The 20,047-nt window shown below is 57.9% G+C and carries 14 protein-coding genes and 1 CRISPR repeat array (1 of these 15 only partly in view); of the genes, 5 read left to right on the forward strand and 9 right to left on the reverse strand.

The window, feature by feature from the left end; all coding sequences use genetic code 11:
- Positions 1-404: direct repeats of the CRISPR family, unit length 29 nt; unit sequence AACCGCCCCACACCCGTGGGGATGAACCG (it extends 2,735 nt beyond the left edge of the window).
- A 425-nt stretch (positions 405-829) separates the two neighbouring features.
- From JNM28_02975 to JNM28_03010, 8 genes are all read right to left on the reverse strand, one after another.
- Positions 830-3,190 carry a beta-propeller fold lactonase family protein gene (locus tag JNM28_02975; GenBank protein MBL8067387.1) on the reverse strand — a complete coding sequence of 787 codons (2,361 nt, stop codon included), beginning with the start codon at positions 3,188-3,190 and terminating at the stop codon, positions 830-832.
- Between the two features lie 393 nt (positions 3,191-3,583).
- The gene (locus tag JNM28_02980) at positions 3,584-4,528 is read right to left on the reverse strand and encodes a prepilin-type N-terminal cleavage/methylation domain-containing protein (GenBank protein ID MBL8067388.1); all 945 of its coding nucleotides are present in this window, start codon (positions 4,526-4,528) and stop codon (positions 3,584-3,586) included.
- Between the two features lie 201 nt (positions 4,529-4,729).
- Positions 4,730-5,857, reverse strand: coding sequence for a TIGR03364 family FAD-dependent oxidoreductase (locus JNM28_02985; protein MBL8067389.1), 1,128 nt, complete (start codon positions 5,855-5,857; stop codon positions 4,730-4,732).
- On the reverse strand, positions 5,854-6,615 hold the full coding sequence (gene phnE, locus JNM28_02990) for a phosphonate ABC transporter, permease protein PhnE (protein ID MBL8067390.1): 762 nt from the start codon (positions 6,613-6,615) through the stop codon (positions 5,854-5,856). The genes JNM28_02985 and phnE (JNM28_02990) overlap by 4 nt, the downstream gene beginning before the upstream one ends.
- Positions 6,612-7,394 (reverse strand): phosphonate ABC transporter, permease protein PhnE, encoded by a 783-nt coding sequence (gene phnE, locus JNM28_02995; protein ID MBL8067391.1) that lies wholly within the window; start codon positions 7,392-7,394, stop codon positions 6,612-6,614. Before phnE (JNM28_02995) ends, phnE (JNM28_02990) begins: the two co-directional genes overlap by 4 nt.
- Positions 7,391-8,122, reverse strand: coding sequence for a phosphonate ABC transporter ATP-binding protein (gene phnC / locus JNM28_03000; GenBank protein MBL8067392.1), 732 nt, complete (start codon positions 8,120-8,122; stop codon positions 7,391-7,393). The genes phnE (JNM28_02995) and phnC overlap by 4 nt, the downstream gene beginning before the upstream one ends.
- Positions 8,122-9,039 (reverse strand): phosphonate ABC transporter substrate-binding protein, encoded by a 918-nt coding sequence (gene phnD / locus JNM28_03005; protein MBL8067393.1) that lies wholly within the window; start codon positions 9,037-9,039, stop codon positions 8,122-8,124. The genes phnC and phnD overlap by 1 nt, the downstream gene beginning before the upstream one ends.
- On the reverse strand, positions 9,036-9,716 hold the full coding sequence (locus JNM28_03010; protein ID MBL8067394.1) for an HAD hydrolase-like protein: 681 nt from the start codon (positions 9,714-9,716) through the stop codon (positions 9,036-9,038). The genes phnD and JNM28_03010 overlap by 4 nt, the downstream gene beginning before the upstream one ends.
- A 75-nt stretch (positions 9,717-9,791) precedes the next feature.
- Here JNM28_03010 and JNM28_03015 point away from each other — a divergent pair, with 75 nt between their 5' ends.
- On the forward strand, positions 9,792-12,326 hold the full coding sequence (locus JNM28_03015; GenBank protein MBL8067395.1) for a bifunctional YncE family protein/alkaline phosphatase family protein: 2,535 nt from the start codon (positions 9,792-9,794) through the stop codon (positions 12,324-12,326).
- Positions 12,323-13,651: an aspartate aminotransferase family protein gene (locus JNM28_03020; GenBank protein MBL8067396.1), complete on the forward strand. Its 1,329-nt coding sequence runs from the start codon at positions 12,323-12,325 to the stop codon at positions 13,649-13,651. The genes JNM28_03015 and JNM28_03020 overlap by 4 nt, the downstream gene beginning before the upstream one ends.
- 136 nt (positions 13,652-13,787) lie before the next feature.
- Here JNM28_03020 and JNM28_03025 read toward each other — a convergent pair whose 3' ends face one another.
- Positions 13,788-14,162, reverse strand: a complete 375-nt coding sequence (locus JNM28_03025; protein ID MBL8067397.1) for a hypothetical protein — start codon at positions 14,160-14,162, stop codon at positions 13,788-13,790.
- A gap of 389 nt (positions 14,163-14,551) precedes the next feature.
- Between JNM28_03025 and JNM28_03030 the strand changes: the two genes are divergently transcribed.
- Genes JNM28_03030 through JNM28_03040 form a run of 3 tightly spaced genes read left to right on the forward strand, consistent with a single transcriptional unit; the run spans position 14,552 to position 19,958 of the window.
- The gene (locus JNM28_03030; GenBank protein MBL8067398.1) at positions 14,552-17,761 is read left to right on the forward strand and encodes a PSD1 domain-containing protein; all 3,210 of its coding nucleotides are present in this window, start codon (positions 14,552-14,554) and stop codon (positions 17,759-17,761) included.
- 2 nt (positions 17,762-17,763) lie between these two features.
- A complete protein-coding gene (locus JNM28_03035; GenBank protein ID MBL8067399.1) occupies positions 17,764-19,179 on the forward strand; it encodes a DUF1501 domain-containing protein in 1,416 nt (471 codons plus the stop codon).
- Positions 19,179-19,958, forward strand: a complete 780-nt coding sequence (locus JNM28_03040; protein ID MBL8067400.1) for a sugar phosphate isomerase/epimerase — start codon at positions 19,179-19,181, stop codon at positions 19,956-19,958. Before JNM28_03035 ends, JNM28_03040 begins: the two co-directional genes overlap by 1 nt.
- Positions 19,959-20,047 lie beyond the last annotated feature (89 nt).

A 20,047-nucleotide genomic window follows, 5' to 3' on the forward strand; every position in this document is an offset into this window, starting at 1 on the left:
AACTGGGCGAACCGCCCCACACCCGTGGGGATGAACCGCCTATGACGTGCCAGCGAACGACCAGACGACGAACCGCCCCACACCCGTGGGGATGAACCGAAAATCCCACCGTCCGTTACTGAGGTTATTGAAACCGCCCCACACCCGTGGGGATGAACCGATTCCTGTACCGATCCAGCGAGCCATCCGCTTAACCGCCCCACACCCGTGGGGATGAACCGCCTGCCCCGCAACCGCCCGATGCTCTTGCATCAACCGCCCCACACCCGTGGGGATGAACCGCTTGAACGGTGCCGCGTCAAGCCGGGCCTCGCAACCGCCCCACACCCGTGTGGATGAACCGAATGAAGATCACATTCACTTGGGGGCGCATCTAACCGCCCCACACCCGTGGGGATAAACCTCAGAACTTGCCAGCAAGAAGGGCAACTCAGACTGTCTAATCACCCGATTTCCTGCAAGTGACGTTGCAATTCGCGTCCAGGAATCTCCACCACTCTACAGATTTGACAAAAACGAGCCGTTTTTCCTCCTCCGGCTCTTCTTTCGGAAGCTCCGAAATCACGGTATTTAGCATCAAATCGAAGAACTCATTGAGCTCGACTTCGAGTTTTCCATCCTTCCAAACGGAGTTCGAACACGTGTAACCGAGAGTTCGTGCCTTTGGTTGGAATCGGCGTTTTTGAACATAAGATGAGCCGTTGAGGCCATTTTGAAAATTTCAAGACAAGGAGCGTAGCGGCCAACCGTACCCCTGCAACGGGCCACGAAAAGGGTTCACTTGGCGGAGACGGCAAACCAGCCCGCTCGGCGGGGGTATTCCGCCCGGTCACTTGGCTGGGAACGGCTGCCCGGGACGCTCGCCGTCCCAAAGAAGCCGGCCCCATTCCTCGGGGTCAGCCCGGTCGATGTCGGTCCAATCCAATTTGCCAGATCTGAGGGAAAGCACCCCTCCAGGGTTTTTGTCGTTGATCTCCTGGCAAGGCGGCAGGCTTTTCCAGGCATTGACGCGAATGTTCCCAATGAATGGGCGCAACATCGGGGTGGCCATCGCATCGTAGCTCGACATCGGCGGAAGACCGAGGATGAGTTCCATTGTCCTCAACATGGAGGCCGTTGTGTAATGGGTGGAATCCACAACACCCCTCATGGTCCACGGCGAAACCACCAACCCATAGGTCCGGTGCGAATCAACGTGGTCCAATGATCCTTGGGTGTCGTCTTGAATGACAAAAATAGCTGTGTCATTCCAAAATCGCGACTTGCTGATCGCTTCGACTAATTGTCCAACGGCGAGGTCGTTGTCCCCAACCATGGCTTTGGGCGAATAGCTGCCAGCCGAGTAGCCATGGGTGTGGTCATCCGGCAATGCCATAACCATTAAGGAAGGCATTTTCCCGGTTCGTTCAAAACCTTTTAGTTCTTCTAGGAATGTGGCAAGTTTCTCAGTGTCCCGGCCTCCACGGGCAAAGACCCGTTCCCATGCCTCGGAATAGCCCCACTTTTCAGGGTTTTCGCGGATCGATTGATCCTCCAAAGAACCATGGCCTTCTTGGACGTCAACATACTCCCCATACACCCGGGCCGAAAGCTTCTTCTCCCGAGCGATGCTCCAGAGGTATTCGCCGGGGGATGCAGTGAGCCGTTTGTCACTCGTCAATTCTCCTTTGTCGCCGTAGTTGCTGCTCCATTGCGATTCTGTGTACTCATTTGCATAGGCAGAAGTGGTCCATTGGTGGCCAACCTGCGAGGACTCGCCATCGCAGTAAAGATTGTCGAAAATGACAAAATCCCGCGCCAAGGCATGCTGGTTGGGTGTGATGCGTTCCCCAAAAATCGTGACGGAAGGGTCACCGTTGGCTCCGCTGATGTCACCGAAAACCTGGTCATACGATTTATTCTCTTTGATGACGTAGATCACATGTTTGATCTTCTTCAGGTTCGCCAAAGCCATGCTTTTCTGACCGCTGGTCAGGCCGGTCGAACGGTCGCCTTCAGGCATGTTCTCGGCAACTTGGACGGACATCGCATTCAATTGCATCTGGTTAGGCATGTCGATGAATGCGACCCGGGCGGTCATTTGTCGTTTGGCACTTCCGGCATTGGGGATCTCCTTTCCACCTGCCTGCGAGGGCCCATAAAAACCTTTGGCAGTTGCCACCAACAAGCGTTTGCCGTCCGGGGTAACCGCAACCGAGCTCGGCCACCGCTCGGTCGGGATATGCCCCAGCACTTTCGGGCGCTCTCCGGTCACATCAAGCACGGCCACGGCGTTTTCGCCCGCCAAGGTCACAAACAACCGTTTCCCATCTGGCGAGACGCACAGATCGGTGGGAGTTGGGCCAACACGGTGCAGCTTGTCGACAGAAACTGTGATGCGGGTAAGAACCCCTCCCCGATTTTGTAGGATCGTGTTCGCCCCCGATTCAGCGACGAAGTACCGGCCATCCGGGTGGTAGGCAAGCGCCGTTGGGTGGGGAAGGGTCTTGATTCTTTTGATGGGCCTCAGTGTCTGTGCTTCCAGCAGGACGACCCCGGATCCGCCCCAGTCGGAAACGGCGACAAACCGTTTATTTGGCGACATCGCCACCGCCCGCGGACGGTAGCCGACTTGTGTTTTGGCAACAACTTTTCCCAATGAGTCCAGCCGTAAAATTTCGTTGGATTGGGCGTTGACAACGTACAGATCCCCTTTGTAGTTCAAGAGTGACGTGACAAACCGCAAATCAGGCGCGATATCGGTGAGCGTGACAGCCCCGATAGGCATGAGTTTTCCCCCTGCCAGTTGCCATTTGCGGATGTCTTCTGTCTTGCCTCCGCTGCGTCCACCTGACGTGTAGATGGCGTCACCCTCCGCCGAGATTCCAAAAGAACTGCGCGCCACGACCTTGGAATCCGTGATTTCCCCAGTCCGCCAATCAAACACGGTTAGCGAGTGGTCGTTATAGCCGCTGGTCGCCACCAGGGCATGGTTCCCATCTGGCGAGAAAACGATTTTGCCGGGCATGTCCCCATTCAATGTGATTCGGTTCCCAGCAGGCGACAGAGACCAGCCGTTGTAAAGTTTGAATCGGGTCTTTCCTTCATTCCAGCCAACGTCGGGCCGCTGGGCAACCTGACCGACGATAGCTGCGGCGATCGTTGCTGAGAGGATGGAGGCCACAAAGAGCGGTCTTGATACTGATTTCATTTGGTGTGGGCTTGTTCGAATAATCACAGCGCACGCGGGGCGGCAAATTCGAGAGCACCCATTCCGCCGCGCCAGGTCGGTAAATCGATAGAATCCTTGTTTCGGCAAGGATTCAAAAACGGGGTTGCCTGAAGGGGATCCCTTTCAGACAACCGTCCGGTCAGTTTTTGTCTCCTGGTTGGGGAGCTGTATCGGGAGTAGAGCCCGGCGCCTGTTTCGGGGCTTCGGCCGCTTTCCCATCCTGTTTTTGAGCCTGCCCTTCTTTCCAGCTCGGAACCATCACCACCTTTTGCTCAGCTGGCGGTTGGGCCGATTGCGGAGGGGGCGGCACTGATTGGTCGCACCCCGCAAGTGCGACCATAGCAGCGACGGCTAGCCAAGGCAACTGCTTTCTCACGGCTGGTAGTCCGGCCGGAAAACAGGAACGTGGCACTGGCTGTCGACATAGGTAAGCGCCTGGCTGGGGTAACCGGTGGCCAAATAGGTCGGGTCGGCGACGAACGGGTCAGTTTTGGGATCGCCGGTACCAGTGTTGCGGGTTTTGGCGTGGGTGTCGGCGTAGGCCCAGTTTTGGGATTTCCCATAAGGCCACACCGTGCCGTAGGCCACGTTACCGAGCTTGGACTGCGATCCATTGAGGAACCCAAGCGTGTTGTGGTTGTCTTGGTTGTTGCAGCTTGCGGCCGAAGCAAATGTCGGGCCATTGCCGTTGAACACGCACGATCCGGTGGGGTCAGCACAGATGATAAACGGGTTGGTATAGGTGTTGCCAACGCGGTTGGTCGTCCCGAAACCGGGCCACCACAGAGGAGTCGTGGCGATGGAGGTCACGGCCGTGCCCGAGAATTCCGAAAGAAGACCGTTCATGCTGAACCCGACGGCCCATGGTTCGACTTCCTTGTTAGCGGCACTGTAGTCGAAAGAACTCGATGTTTCTGGCGTGGCGACCGGGATCGCAAAAAGATCCGAATTCTTCATGTAGGGATAAACCGTATTGACCGGCAACGCCAAGGCCCCTTTCACCCGGCTGGTGCATGCTTGGACGTTGTGAGCTTTGCTCCAGTTGGCTGGGGTCAGAACCCGCGAGTTGAAGTTGTATTGGCCGAGCGGGCTTTGGCCAAAAGTGCAATCCCGGCCGGCTTGGAGCGGGAACAGGTCGTCATTGTCCGCCATGTAGATGGCGGTTGCCGTACCGATCTGCTTGATGTTGGACAAGTCTTGGGTCTTTTTGGCAGCCAGTTTCGCTTTGGCGAAAACGGGGAAGAGGATGGCTGCGAGGATCGCGATGATCGCGATAACCACAAGGAGCTCGATGAGTGTAAACGCTTTGGTTTTCATGATGGCTCCAGACATGACAAGACATGCCGGAGCACCAGCATCCGGGGCTGTTATTAACGAACTGTTAGGCGAAATCTTGCCAAGGACTTTATACCTATTGTGCAACAAAGGTCGCTAAATTAGCGTATGTGCGGAAATCTCAGTAATATTTGCAAGAGTAATTGCGATTGGAAGAATTGTTGGTTAAGCAAATCCGAGGATTTATTGCGCCAGTGAACTGACAACCAACTCGGCGACTCCAAATGAGAGGGTCATTCCCGTTCCAAAGAGGTTGAGTGACCAAACACCGTGATCAACCTGCCTCCACGAATAGAACCGGCCCGGGGACGTGTTGTAATGCCCAAACCAACGCTCGGCAACGGAAAACTCCGACCAATCCAAGAACTGGTCTAGTGCTTCTAAGATTGCCGATTCAACTTTCGCCGAGAGGTAAGGGGATGCCGACTCTCCGTAGTCGTGGGAATCGCCGACCGTCAAACTGCCATCGGCATGTTGGGAGACCAAAACATGGATGCCGTGCTCAACTTGAAGCGGCCAACGCTCTTGGTGGAAGGCACGGAGCGCGCCGATCGACGGGCAATCGGCAAAGTTGGCGTAATGCCCCAAAGTCAACCCTGCGCAAAGGTGCGCCCCCATTGTCGGCCAATTCCGGCTTTTGGGGGCAAACCGCATCATTTGCAGTGTGCATCGACGCAAACCGTCCTGTGGCCCGACAGATGGGAGCAGATCCCGGAGATCCGGCCCGGCCGCCACGATTACATTCTCTGCTTCGACGCACCCGCCGCCGGCAAGCTTGACGGCCCCGGGTCCGACTGAGGAGACGGGAGTGCCGAAACGGATTTCGATCCCTTTTGCTGCAAGGTGCCGTGCCAATACATGCACGGCTTCTCTGGGGTCGACACAAACCTCCTGAGTGCTGTGGAGGGCCAACTTCAGTCCGTCGGATTTCACCGCCGGACTGATTTTTTGGGCTTGTTCGGCAGAGATCAGTCGGCCCACCGAAGGGTTATGTTCGGCAATGTCCATGAATTCGTGCAAAACTTGCTCTTCAACTTCTTCGTAGGCAAGAGTGAGCGAACCCCTCGGGTTTGCCCAAAAACCTGCTTCCCGGGCGACTTCGAGCCAAATCTCCCGGCTCCGCATTGCCAAGGTGCGCACGTGGCCGACAGGGTGGCCAAGGGGCCAGACCATTCCAAAGTTCCGGACGCTTGCGCCTTGCGCAATCGCCGATTTCTCGAGGACGACGATGCGTTTGCCTTGCCGGTGGAGGGTGTGGGCCAAGGAGAGTCCGGCGATCCCGGCCCCGATAATGGCGGCGTCATGCTTCATGCAAGCCTCTTCCTGGCATGGGTTGAGGCCATGTCGATCACGATGACCAGAACGACAACCAGGACGATGATTGTCGATGCCTGGTCTTCGTGGAATGTCCTGAGGGCAGAAAGGAGTTCGACGCCGATGCCGCCGGCACCGACCAAACCGAGGGTTGCCGCAGTTCGAATGTTCCGGTCAAGGATATATAAAGCGTCCGACAGAATTTCCCGCTCCACGGTCGGTAGGACACCGAAGCGGAATGATTGGAACCCGTCAGCGCCGCAGGATCTGAGGCCGTCCAGAACCCCACGCTCGATTCGCTCCACTTTTTCGGAGAGGTTTTTCCCAACATAGCCAAATGAGTGCAACCCGAGCGCGATTGCCCCGGGAACCGGACCCAATCCCATTCCTTGGACGAGGATGAGGGCAATCAAGGCGTCTGGCATGGACCGGAAGAAATTCAAGACTTGCCGACTGACGGCAAAGACACCCCGGTTTGGGGCGATGCTTGCAGCGGCAAAGTAAGGGCTCGGAATAGCAAGGGCCATGGCGATACTGGTGCCGACCACCCCCATCCCCACTGTTTCCCCAAGGAGCCGGAGCAACCGCGGCATCTCCTGCCAGGCCGGGTGACAATATTTGGCCAGGGCCGGAACCCCGTCGACGAGCAGACTGTTCAAGGTGGTTTGGTCAAATCCCAGCCATTTGGCACCAACCAATGCCGAAGTGGTCAACCCGGCAACGGCCCACCAGGCCGCCTTCGATGGCCGCCTCACCCGATCCTCCGCCGCAAATGGGATGAAAGGGCATCGACAAGGGAGACGGAGAGAAAGATTGACAAGATCATCGCGCCCAGCCGGTCGAACTGGAAATGCCTCACGGCGGCGGCCAGGTCAAACCCGATCCCCCCGGCGCCGACCGCCCCCAGGAAGGAAGCCGACCGGAGGTTCGAATCCATGGCATAGAGCGAGAGCCCGAGCAAATCTGGTGCCGCCTGCGGCACGACCCCAACCGTGCGCTGGGCCAGCCAACCGCCCCCAGAGGCAGCAACACCTTCGACGGGATTCTTTCCGGTGACTTCCAGCGCGTCTGCGTAGGCTTTGACCAAGTAGGCAACACTGGCGGTAACCAGGGCCAAAACACCGGGGACGTTCCCAAGCCCAAGTGCCGAGGCAAGCACAAGGGCAACCAACAAATCCGGAACCGCCCGAAAAATGCTGGCGACGGCTTTGAGCAACCATCCTACTACAGGATGGGGCGTGCAGTTGCGGGCGGCCAACAAGGAGATGGGGAACGAAAGGAGGCAAGATGCCACGGTCGCAACGAATGCGATCACCACTGTTTCCAAGGTCAAGGCCGCAAGCCGAGGCAGGTAGCTAAAATCGGGGGCGACCCACATCCGGCCGACAAATGTCGCCAACGGCCCTGGAGATCGCGCCAAGCCCGGCAGGTCGACCTGGATCATCATCCCCGATAGGGCAAAGACCAGACCAATGGATGCCGACATCCACCACGTCGGGGCGGAAGGCTTTCCGTTGGGTGTGACACACCTCATTGGTAAAGTGCCTTGTGGTCTTCTTCGGTCCACTCACCGGGGTTCCTTTCAAAGATGATGGCTCCGTTTTTCACCCCCACAATGCGGTCAGCGTGTTTGACTGCCAAGTCGACTTGGTGGAGATTAACGACCAGAGTCGCCTCTCGGGATCGGGCAGCTGAAACAAGGAGGTGCAAGATCTCCTCGCTCGTTGCCGGATCCAAGGAAGCAACGGGTTCATCGGCCAGAATCACGTCAGCCTGTTGGACGAGCGTGCGTGCAATGGCCACGCGCTGCTGTTGCCCGCCGCTGAGCTTGTCGACCCGATCCCATGCACGGTCTTGGAGACCGACTTGCTCCAGTGCCTTATGGGCAAGGTCGAAGTCGGAGTCGGGAAACGTGAAAAACAGGCTTGTGACCCATGAGCGGTAGGCCAGTCTGCCGCACAAGACGTTGGCCATCACGCTCAGCCGGGGAACAAGGTTGAACTGCTGGAACACCATTCCCACCTCTTTGCGGATTTCTCGCAAGTTGCCGGGTTGGACAGCGCGCCCGCCGACAGAAACGGTTCCCGATGTCGCCGATTCCAAGCCATTGATCAGGCGCAACAGTGTGCTTTTTCCCGCCCCGCTGGGCCCAAGCACGACGGTGACTTTGCCCGGCTCAAAGGCCAGGTCGATGCCGCGGACGGCTTCGACCCCATTGGGGAATCTTTTGGTCACGCCTTGCAATCGAACAGGCGAACCCATCACTTGCCCATATCATTTTTGGATAACCCCAAGGCCGATGCCATTTCGGCAATCACCTGGTAGTCGTCCATTGTCACCCGATGGAACTTTTGAAAATCCCCGACGCCGGGCACGTCCATCTTGACCCCTTTGGAATCCATGGCAAGGAAGCTTTGGACGATTTTTTCTTTCAATTGCGGATCAAGGTCTTTGCGGACAGCGATCGGCGACTGCGGGATTGGATCCGATTTCCAGAGGACGCGGAACTTGCTTTCATCGATTTCTTTGCTCGCGCACTTGGCGTTGAACGTGATATCTTGGATTGCGCAGGCGTCGACGTTCCCGTTGACCAGTGAAAGGAGAGCGGCATCATGAGAACCGGCATAAGCGACGTTGCCAAAAAACTCTTCAGCCGTGGCATTCGTCGCCTTCAACACCGCCATCCGTGGCACCAGGTTGCCACTCGTGGAGCCTGGGTCGACCAGAGCGATTTTTTTCCCTTTCAAGTCCTTGAGTTCCTTAGCCGGGGAGTTGGCAGGAACGATGATCATGGAGAAGTAGGTTGTCGATTTCCCTTCTTCTTGGCCAATCAGGATTGGCTCGGCGCCGGCTTCTTGGTTGGCGAGGATCATGGAAAGGGGGCCGTACCACGCCACGTCGACTTTCCCTGCTCTTTGCGCTTCAATAACGCTGGAGTAATCGGTGACACGGTCGACCTTGACATCCATCTCTAAATCTTTAGCGAGTTGGGCCCGGATAGGTTCAAACCCAACGGCCATTTTTTCAGAGTCTTCCGATGGGGAGAGGGCGATGTGCAAAACACCGGGAGAGCCGCCGTTTTTGGCCGAGGTTCCGTTTGAAGCCGATCCCGAGGGGGCGCTGCAGCCAAAGAGAAATGCCAACCCTAAGGCCGCCAAAAAAATGGAAAGTCGTCTCATGGGGTGGTGTCTGCGAGCAAAAGGGCCGGCACGTCGAGGATCGATTCCACAATGTGCGTGTGGGGGCAGGCCGCCAGCTGCTCGCGGGAGTGGGTTCCGCCCAGCACTCCAATAACGAACCGGCAGCCGGCGTTGGTGCCTTCACCCATATCGGCCGGGGCATCGCCGATTTTGGCGACCCGGCCGGGGTCGGCGATGCCGAATCGGCACATATGGTTCAAAATCATGTCGGGGAATGGGCGACCATGCTCCACTTCGTCTGAAGAGATGGCGCCATCGATGTGGGATCCGTCCCAGCCCAGCCTTTCCAAGATGACAGCGGTGATGCCGCTACTGAACCCGGTGTCGAGGGCGACTTTGACCCCGGCCGACCGGAGTTGGGCAAAGGCGGATTCGGCGCCGTCTATCGGCCCAACTTCCAAGCTCGTCCGGTAATGGGCCTTCATCCGTTCGACAAAGTCATCGTGGATCGACTCAAGGCATCCAGTCGCTCGATGGGCAGACATGAGCTGGGCAATCGCTACCGGCTTGGGCAGTCCCATTGTGCCGTTGATTTCGGCAATGGGGACGTCAACGCCCGCCGCAAGCAAGGCATCCCTCACACACTGGTTGACATGGTCGCGGTCTTTAACCGTGGTGCCCGCAATATCGAAGACGGCGAGATCAACGAGGGGCACGTCAGTATTGTCGACCAAGTACTTTAACCTGCTGTTAAGGTTCCTCGGGTTGACTCTTCCGCACAGGTTCAAATGATGATGCGCCGCGCGTTCTTTTTCATGGCCATGGCGATCGGGATTGGTGGGGTAGCGATCGCGACATTGGCCGCTCTGGCCAATGGCCGCATGCTGGGAGAGCAGCCTGATGGGCGGTTTCTGGTGGCTACCGGCCAGTTGGTCGCTGCCGGCGACTTGCGGTTTGTCGGACGCCCCGCGGATATGGCTCGACGCCCTCAAGGCAACGTCTACGCGGTGAGCCTGAGGGATCAGCCCAGCAACGCCCGGCAGATCCTCTTGTTCAACCGCCAGGGGATCGTCGCCGGATCGGCCGTCCCGCTACGGCATGCTCCGGGCTACCATGGAATCGAGTGGAGCCCGGACGGCACCAGACTCTATCTTTCATGCGGCGAACAGACCGATGACGCCCAACAAGGTCGACACGATGGCGTGATCGAAACCTTCGCCTATAGTAACGGAAAACTCACACCCATGGAGCCCATCATCGTTGGACTCCCCGGGGAACCTGGCAACCCCGTCCCGGGGGGTCTTTGCCTCAATGGGGACGGATCGAGGCTCTACGTCGCCGCAACCGACCTGAACGCCGTGGTAGAGATCGACACCGCAACCGGCAGGCGAAACAGGAAATTCCCCACCGGGATGCTGCCTTATGGAATCCGACTATCCGCGGACGAAAAAATGCTGGTCGTGACGAATTGGGGTGGGCGGATCCCCAAACCCACGGATCGCAAGTCCAAAACCGGCGTTTCGGAGATCGCTGTGGACAACCGGGGCACGGCCTCGACTGGCTCCGCCACCCTAATCGACCTCCAAACCGGATCAACAAGCGAGGTCGAAGTTGGCCTGCATCCAACCGATGTAGCCGTCAGCAGCACCCGGGCCTATGTCGCCAACTCCATGAGCGATTCGGTGAGCGAAATCGACCTTCGAACAAAAGGCGTGAGACGAACAATCCCATTGCATTGGAATGGAACGAAGCTCGTCGGATCGATGCCCGTCGCTCTCGCTCAATCTGGAAGCACGCTGTATGTCTGCAACGGGGGTGACAACGCGGTTGCCGAAATCGACCTTGCATCGGGCCAAATCCTGGGGTACCGCCCGTCCGGGTTCTTTCCCATAGCCATTTGCTTGGACGGCAAGAATGCAGTTGTGCTCAACAGCAAGGGCAATGGTTCGGTGGCAAAAACCGGCCATGGCCTTGGCTTTGGGAATGCCCATGATTTCGAAGGGACGGTTTCATGGATCAACCTAGGGGCTGACCGGGCAAAGGAGACGGCCTTGGATGCCCAGGGCAACCGATGGGAGCAGAAACCTTCCTGGCCGTCCTTGGCTGTTTACAACGGGGCGATAAAACATGTCATCTATATCATCAAGGAAAACCGGACGTATGACGAGGTCTTTGGGGATATGCCGGAAGGCAACGGCGACCCAAAACTCGCAATCCTCGGCCGGGACATTGCGCCGAACCACCAGGCCATCGCTAGGGAATTCACCCTGTTTGACAACGGCTATGTGAGCGGCACCAACAGTTGTGACGGACATGCCTGGAGCACTCAGGCGCTGGCAAACGAATATATAGAGCGCTTCTATGTCGGATATTCACGGACTTATAACGACGACGGCAACTGCGCGATGTCCCTTAGTTCAACGGGGGCGATTTGGGATGCGGCCCTTGCTAAAGGCAAATCCGTCCGGAATTACGGCGAATTCTGCTATGCGGGCATGGCCAAGTTTTCGCCGAGGCCGCCCAAAGACTGGTTCGAAGCATGGGAAGATCGAGAACAAGGGACGCGCAAATTTACGTTTGAGCCCGTTACCCTGGTGCCGAGCCTAAAGCCGGTCACAAACCCCCGCGTCCACTATTGGCCGCTCATCCAAAGCGACCAAGCCCGGGCCGACGAATTCATCCGCGAGTGGACCGAGTTTGGGAAGGCTGGCAAAACACCAGACCTGAGCATCCTCACACTGCCTAACGACCATACTGAAGGACTCGATCCGGCCTACCCTTCGCCCCGCGCCATGGTGGCCGATAACGACCTCGCTTTGGGACGTGTTGTAGAAGCGGTCAGCCGGAGCCCGCAATTGAAAAATACTTGCATTTTTGTCATTGAGGACGATGCGCAAAACGGCCCTGATCATGTCGATGGCCACCGGTCTGTATTCATGGTGGTTAGCCCATACAACCGCCGTCGCACCGTCGACAGCACGTTTTACACCACGGTCAGCATGGTCAAGTCCATAGAGGCGATCCTCGGGATCCCCCCGATGAACCGGTTCGACTATATGGCAGATCCCATCACAGGCTGCTTTACAGACAAACCCGATTTCACCCCGTTCACGGCGCGGCCCAACCGTGTGCGGTTAGATGAGCCGAATCCGGGACGAGATCCGTCGCGGATGTCGCAATTGGACCGGTACTGGACAAACCAGACCCTCAACCTCGACTGGAGCGAACCTGACGCGCCCGACAACGACACGCTCAACCGGGCGATTTGGTACAGCGTCCGCGGAACCCAGCCGTACCCCGGCCAGCCAGGCGGCGAAGACGAATGAGTCCAGATCGGCGGGCAAGTGAGGCGGAAGGGGACGTCAACGCCTCGCCGCTCCGCCTGGAATGGCAACGCGAAAACATCTCACCGGCGGCGGCCGAACTCCTCCAAAGGGATGCCGGGGCTTTTCTCCACCAAGATCTGTCCACGCCGTGCCTCAATGCCCTGGCCTGCGCCGATGGGTCGTGGATCGAAGACACGCAAGGGCGCCGGTATTTGGATTTCCACGGCAATATGGTTCACCAGGTGGGCTACGCCCACCCTCATGTGGTTGAGGCGGTCAAGTCACAAATCGACGAGCTGTGTTTTGCGCCACGTCGCTACACGAATTCTCGGGCGATCGAGCTAGCCGAAAGGCTTGCCGCCGCGTCGCCGGCAAGGCTGTCGAAAGTCTTGTTCGCTCCTGGCGGGAGTGCTGCTATCGGCATCGCGCTCAAGCTCGCACGGATCGTAACTGGCCGGCACAAAACGGTTTCGATGTGGGATTCGTTCCATGGGGCTTCGATGGATGCCTGTTCCGTCGGGGGGGAGTCCGGATTCCGGTGGGGGATTGGCCCGCTGCTGCCAGGTTCGGAACACGTTCCGCCTCCAGACCCTTTGCGGTGCCCTCTGGGGTGCGGAGGCTCGTGTTCGATGGCCTGTGCGAACTATTTGGAATACGTATTGGATAGGGAAGGCGACGTGGGCGCCGTCATTGCCGAGCCGATCCGGTGCACAACCGTCGCCGTTCCGCCCCCCGGCTATTGGGAACGGGTTAAGGCCGCCTGCCAGCGCCACGGCGCGTTGCTCATTTTCGATGAAATCCCAACCTGCCTGGGCCGCACCGGTGAGATGTTCGCCACTGCCCACACGGGTGTCGTCCCGGACATTTTGGTTCTGGGTAAAGGGTTGGGGGGAGGGGTTCTGCCATTAGCAGCGGTCGTTGCCGATGCAAGGTTAGACGTCGCCAAGCCCCGCTCGATCGGGCACTACACCCACGAAAAGAATCCCGTACTGTGTGCGGCTGGGCTAGCAACTCTGGACGTGATCGAGCAGGAAGGATTGGCTGAGCGGAGCAAATGGCTCGGAAAACAAACGCTCTCAGAATTCGAACAACTGCTGAAAGACGTTCGGTGTGTGCGGGAGGTCCGGGGGGTTGGCCTTCTGTTTGGGATCGAACTTGATGACCGTGCCGCAGCCGAAAGGATCCTCTACCGGTGCCTTTCGGCGGGCCTAAACTTCAAGGTTTCGATGGGAACTGTTTTGACACTTGCTCCTCCGCTCAACATTGCCCAGGATGACCTTTCTCATGCCGTGCAAATCGTCTGCGACGCCATCCGGCAGGGTTAAGAAGGGATTGGCATGAATCGGTGCCAAACAGTTTGATTCGAATGTGCAAACAATTCAAGCCGTCGGGCCGTCACGGCAAACTTGCGGGCGCTCCATTGCGAAATGTGTCTAAGAGTGTCCCCGACCTGCCACATGATCAAGGGGCAAAATCAACGACCATGTCCATTTGCGTTTCTGGGTCGGAAAAATACATCTTGATTTGGAGTCCCAGGATTTGGGCAAATGTCGCAGGGCCGTCATAAACCCTTGTTGGTGGGCGACCCGGAAGCCAGTAGAACACAATTGCATCCTGGGCATCCAACGCCTCTCCTCGGGCAACCGCATCGGCAAGCAAGCGGAGCAACGCCCGTGGCACTGGGTCTTCGTGTTGTCCTTGGATCCACGCGTTCATTTGGGGGGTGTCTGCGGCCAACAAGCGGTCAGCCAAAGTGGATCCATCTGAAAAGGTGACAATCTTTGTGATGCCCTCTGCTTCACCCGGGAGATAGTCGCCCGAGACGGCCGCTCCCACTGGATCGCTTTCTCCATTTAGACGATTTTGAAACCGGGCGACTATCTTGACTTCGTCTGGAAAAGACGGTGCAAAAAGCTTTTGTAACCATCTCATGCCGTCCCAAAGCATATCCCAAGAGACCGGTGGACACGGGCGGAAGCGGCGCGTCCACCATGGCCGCCGACTCGACGCCAGAGTGCGGACTTACCGCCAAGTCGCAAGCGAGACACTTTTGTACTTGTCGAACAGGATGTTCCATAAACCTCATGGTGGAGGAACCGGATTCAAAGCGTCTCTTCACCGAGATGCCACCGGATACGCCCGTCGATGGATCCTGGCTATGAATTGCCCCTCACCGTGCAGATGTTTGACGGTGTCTATAGGTTCTCTTGGTAAAGTGATTCTAGATGTCTGGACGGCAGGTTTTCCGGAAGACGATATCGGTGGGAATTGCCCTTTTGGCGGCTGTCCCTTATGTTGTGTTGGCGGTTTCTGGCCAGTCCCCCCAAACCCGCCAAGTTGATTTTTCTGAAGACCTTATGCCGGTCGTCCGGGCCAAGTGCATGAGCTGTCATACAGGTCCCGATGCGAAAGGCGGGCTCGACCTCAGCGCTCCGGCTGGGTGGGCAAAAGGGGGGGACTCGGGGCCGCTGTTCGAGCGGGGCAATCCCGCCTCTTCGCTCTTGATCGAGCGACTGAAAACGCAGGACAAGGACATGCGGATGCCCCAAAGCATGCCCGCATTACCCAAGGAGCAGATCAAGCTGTTCGAGGATTGGATTGCCCAAGGGGCAATATTCAATCTACGGACATTTGAGCGTGACGTCAAACCCATTTTCGTCCGCCGGTGCAGCACCTGCCACCAGGGCCAAACGCCTGCTGCTGGGCTCGACCTGAACAGTTGGAAAAGCGTTTTGGGGGTCGTGGATTCTGGCCGCCCGGAAAAATCCGTCCTCATCCGCCGCCTGAAGGGGCTGGATGGGTTGGAGCAGATGCCCAAAGGGTTCAAGGCCATCGAGTCGGCAGAGCTCAGGGTGGTTGAAGATTGGATCTCCCAAGGTGCCGTCCAGGGTGAGGCTCCCCGGTTGCACTGGTCTTACCGACCCGTCGTCAAACCGCCAGTTCCCAAGGTTGGTTCGAATTGGGTGGAAAACCCGATTGACGCCTTCGTTTTGGAGAAACTCAACCAAGAAGGGTTGACCCCGTCGCCGCCTGCCTCAAAAGAGAAGCTCTTGCGGCGGCTCACCCAAGATCTGACCGGCTTGCCCCCAACCTTGGCAGAACTAGATGCATTCGAAAGCAGTCAAGAAACGGCGTCACAGGCCATCGACCGGCTCCTTGCAAGCCCCCGGTTTGGCGAACGCATGGCAACACCGTGGCTCGACCTGGCGCGGTATGCCGATTCAAACGGCTACGAAAAGGACAATAAACGGTCGATTTGGAAGTACCGGGATTGGGTGGTGCAAGCCTTCAACCAGAACATGCCTTATGATGAATTCACGATCAAGCAGCTGGCCGGCGACTTGCTGCCCCATGCGACCATCAACGACTTGGTTGCCACCGGGTTCAACCGGAACACGATGCACAACCTGGAGGGCGGGGTCGATCAGGACGAGGCGATGTACCAGATCCGGTCGGATCGGACTGACACGACTTCCACCGTTTGGTTAGGACAAACTATGGCGTGTGCCAGGTGCCACGACCACAAATATGACCCGGTCTCGCAGGAAGACTATTACCGTTTCTACGCATTTTTTGCCAACAACAAGTTCGACAAGGTCGGCAATGCGGATATTAGCGAGCAAAAGTATTACGAACCGTCGATCAAAGTGCCGTCAGAAGACCAAATCAAGCGATTGGTAGCCTTGAGGTCTGATCTGGCTTCTGCTGAAGCTAGGTTAAAGGCCGCTTCCGGTGACCTGACGGTGGAACAAGTCGCCTGGGAGAGCGCTGTGAAGTCGGGGCAAGTTTGGCGGCCGGTCGTGCTGGGCACCGATGACCCTCGGATGGCCGTGCAGGGAAACCTCGTCTCAACTCCCGGTGAAAGCCCAAACACGATGAGCTATGACCTTGTTGTAACCGTCCCGGACCGGACGCGGGCCCTCAGGCTACACGTGCTCCCGGACCCGACTCGCGCCAATGGCGGTCCGGGCCGGTCGGATGGGGGCAACTTCGTGCTGAGTCGGATTTCGCTCTCCGGGGCACAAATCATATCTGTGGCCGCCGACTTCGTCCAAAACGGCTATGCGCCTGATGGTGTCTTGGATGATGACCCTGAAACGGGGTGGGCCATCTATGGAGCGGCAGGCCGGGCACACGAACTCGTGATCGAACTTTCCAATCCCATTTCGGGACAAGTCCGGTTGGGGCTCCATTGCGAGTCTGCCCGGTGGGCAAAGCACACCCTTGGCAAGTTCGAGATCGAGGCCACTTCGGAATTGGGGGCGACCCGTTTCGCCATCCCGGAACCCATCCGGGCCATCATCGCCAAGCCCAACCGGACGACGGAGGAATCGGCGGCCCTCGCCAAGCACTATGAAAGGATCGCTCTGCACGGCCGCACAGAACGGGAGGCTACGGAAAGAATCAAGTCAGAGATTCAAAAGTTGGAATCTGAGATCCCGACAACCCTGGTGATGGCCGAGGCCGACGGCAAACCCGAGGCCCCGATCCGGCACCGGGGCGAATTCCTTTCACCGACCGAAATCGTGGCATCCGGCACTCCCAAGGCGTTCGGCAACCCGGCATCCGGTTCAAGACTGGATCTGGCCCAATGGATTGTGAACCGCAAAAACCCATTAACCGCCCGCGTGCAAGTGAACCGGTTGTGGGAGATGGTGTTTGGCCGCGGGTTAGTTGAAACAAGCGAAAATTTCGGGACTCAGGGATCCGCTCCCAGCCACCCAGAACTGCTGGATTGGCTGGCCGCAACGTACATGGAGTCAGGTTGGGATACCAAAGCCATGCTCAAGCTGATCTTGAGCTCTGCCACTTACCAACAGGGCTCGGCGGCGACCAAAGAGAAGCTGGAAAAAGACCCCACCAACATGTGGCTGTCGCGTGGTCCGCGTTTCCGACTGACGGCAGAATTCGTCCGGGATCAAGCATTGGCTGTTTCGGGACTCTTGGATTCCCGGGTGGGCGGCCCGCCGGTGTTCCCATTCCAGCCCGAGGGGGTGTGGGACAGCCCCTATAGCGGCGAGCAGTGGATTCCCAGCACCGGCGGGGATGCGACAAGGCGTTCGCTCTACACGTTTTGGAAACGGACGGCACCCTTCCCGACGTTCATGGCGTTCGATGCCACGTCCCGGGAGCAGTGCACCGTCCGGCGGAGCCGCACAAACACCCCGCTACAGGCTTTGGCGACCCTCAACGACCCTGGGTTGTTCCTTGCGGCCAAAGCGCTCGGATCCAGGGCTGACAAGTCGCCCGGTTCCTTGGATGACCGAATTGCTTGGATTTTCCGGACAGTGACTTCACGGCGGCCGTCCAAATTGGAATCAAGGTCGGTGCGTGATTACTTTGACCGGACAAAGGCGACCCAGGGCGATGAAATGGCCTGGACGCTCGTCGCCAATGTCCTCCTCAATCTCGACGAAGCACTCACAAAGGAATAGCCATGGGATTTTTTGATCACAAGACATTGACCAGGCGCACGCTCCTCCGCGATGCGAGCTACGGGATCGGTTCGCTGGCCCTCAACCACATCTTGGCCAATTCGGTTTTGGGTTCGCCGATCGTAAAGCGGATCGCTCCCAAAGCCAAACAAGTCGTGTTCCTGTTCATGGCCGGGGCGCCATCCCAACTGGACATGTTCGACTACAAACCTGAGTTGAACAAACGCAACGGCGAGGAGTGTCCCGAAGAGTTGGTGGCTGGCGAACGCTTTGCTTTCATCAAGGGACGGCCCAAGCTGCTGGCGTCGCCGCACCAGTTTGAGCAGGTTGGGCAGTCGGGCCAATGGGTCAGCGGCCTGTTGCCCCATTTCAAAGAGATCGTCGACGACGTGGTGGTCATCCGGTCGATGCAGACCGACCAATTCAACCACGCTCCTGGCCAGATTTTCATGAACACGGGATTCCAGATTCCGGGTCGGCCGAGTTTTGGGGCCTGGATGAGCTACGGATTGGGAACGGAAAACGAGAACCTGCCCGCCTTTGTCGTCTTGGTCAGCGGCGACAACAATCCCGACGGGGGCAAAGCCTGCTGGGGCAGCGGATTTTTGCCCAGCCAGCACCAGGGAGTTGAATTCCGATCCAATGGCGAACCGATTTTGTTCATCACCAATCCGGATGGCGTGACCGAGGAATTGCGTCGAGACTCGCTGGATGTCATTGGCGACCTCAACCGATTGCGGCAGAATGATGTCCTTGACCCCGAAATAGAAGCCCGGATCGCCCAATATGAGCTGGCCTTCCGGATGCAAACCAGTGTCCCTGAACTTGTCGCCCTGGAAACGGAACCGCCCGAAGTCCACGCCCTTTATGGGACAGAGCCCGGTAAACGCAGTTTTGCCAACAATTGCCTGCTGGCCCGAAGGCTGGTTGAACGGGGGGTTCGCTTTGTCCAGCTCTACCACCGGGGTTGGGATAATCATGGCGAAAGCGAGGGAAACGACCTCAAAAATGGATTGGGCCGCATGTGCAAGCAAACCGACCAGCCCGCGGCGGCCTTGGTCAAGGACCTCAAGCGCCGGGGACTGCTTGATGAGACTCTCGTCATTTGGGGCGGGGAATTCGGCCGGACGCCAATGAACGAAGGCCGGGGTGGCTCACCGTTCCAGGGACGCGACCACCACCCCCGGGCTTTTACGATGTGGCTGGCCGGGGGCGGGATCAAAGCGGGATCCGCCTATGGCATGACCGACGAGTTTGGCTACAACGTCGTTGAAAATCCTGTTCACGTGCACGATTTGCACGCCACCATCCTCAATTTGATGGGAGTGGACCATACCGAACTGACCTACCGGTCCCAAGGCCGGGATTTTCGATTGACCGACGTGTATGGCAAAGTCATCGAGGGGCTAAAAAGTTGATGGATATTCGGGCATACAAAACAACGTGGGGCATGCCGGGGACTCCCGACGAAGTCTTAGCGAAAATCAAGTCCGCGGGTTACGAAGGGTGGGAAGATTGGATCAAACCGCACTTTGAAGTCCGAGCCCTGGCCGGGCGTCACGGCCTGGAATACATGGCGATGGTGCAGGGCGGCGAAGCCGAACAGTTCCGGCGAGATTTGGATGAAGCCCATGATGCGGGTGCCATTGGCTGCACCGTCCATGTTGGCCGGGCGAACATGGAGTTTCAAGAAGGGCTAGACCACCTGGGGAAGCTCGTTGAAATTGCGAAGACTCTCCCGTTCCCCGTGAATTTTGAAACCCACCGCGGCCGGTTACTATTCGAACCGCTTTCCACCGCCCGTTACCTCAAGGAATTGCCCGACCTGTGGCTGGTCGCCGATCTCAGCCACTGGACCGTCGTAACCGAATCCATGCTCCAGGGGTTTGGCCCGGCTTTGGAATTGGCCATCAGCCGCACGCGACACACCCACTCTCGGGTGGGGCATGAGGAAGGGCCGCAGGTGCCCGATCCGCGCGCGCAGCAGTGGCAAGGGCATGTGAAAGTTTTCGAAGGGTGGTGGGAACGCATCAAAGCGGCCCATCTAGCCCGGGGTGAAAAAGTCCTGACGTTCGATCCGGAATACGGCCCTCCGAACTATATGTGGACCAATCCTGCGGACGGGGCGGCGCTCTCAGACCTGTGGGATGTTTGCCTCTGGACTCGGGACAGCGTCAAAGAACTCCTCAAAGATTAGTTCTCCTGTGGTGGGGAGACCGTGCTCGATCTGCACTTCTGGGCAGGGGCCGATAGTTCAAAGGGTCAAGCCTTCACGTGATCTGCGGC

The sequence above is a fragment of the Armatimonadota bacterium genome (assembly GCA_016789105.1).
GTDB lineage: Bacteria > Armatimonadota > Fimbriimonadia > Fimbriimonadales > Fimbriimonadaceae > UphvI-Ar2.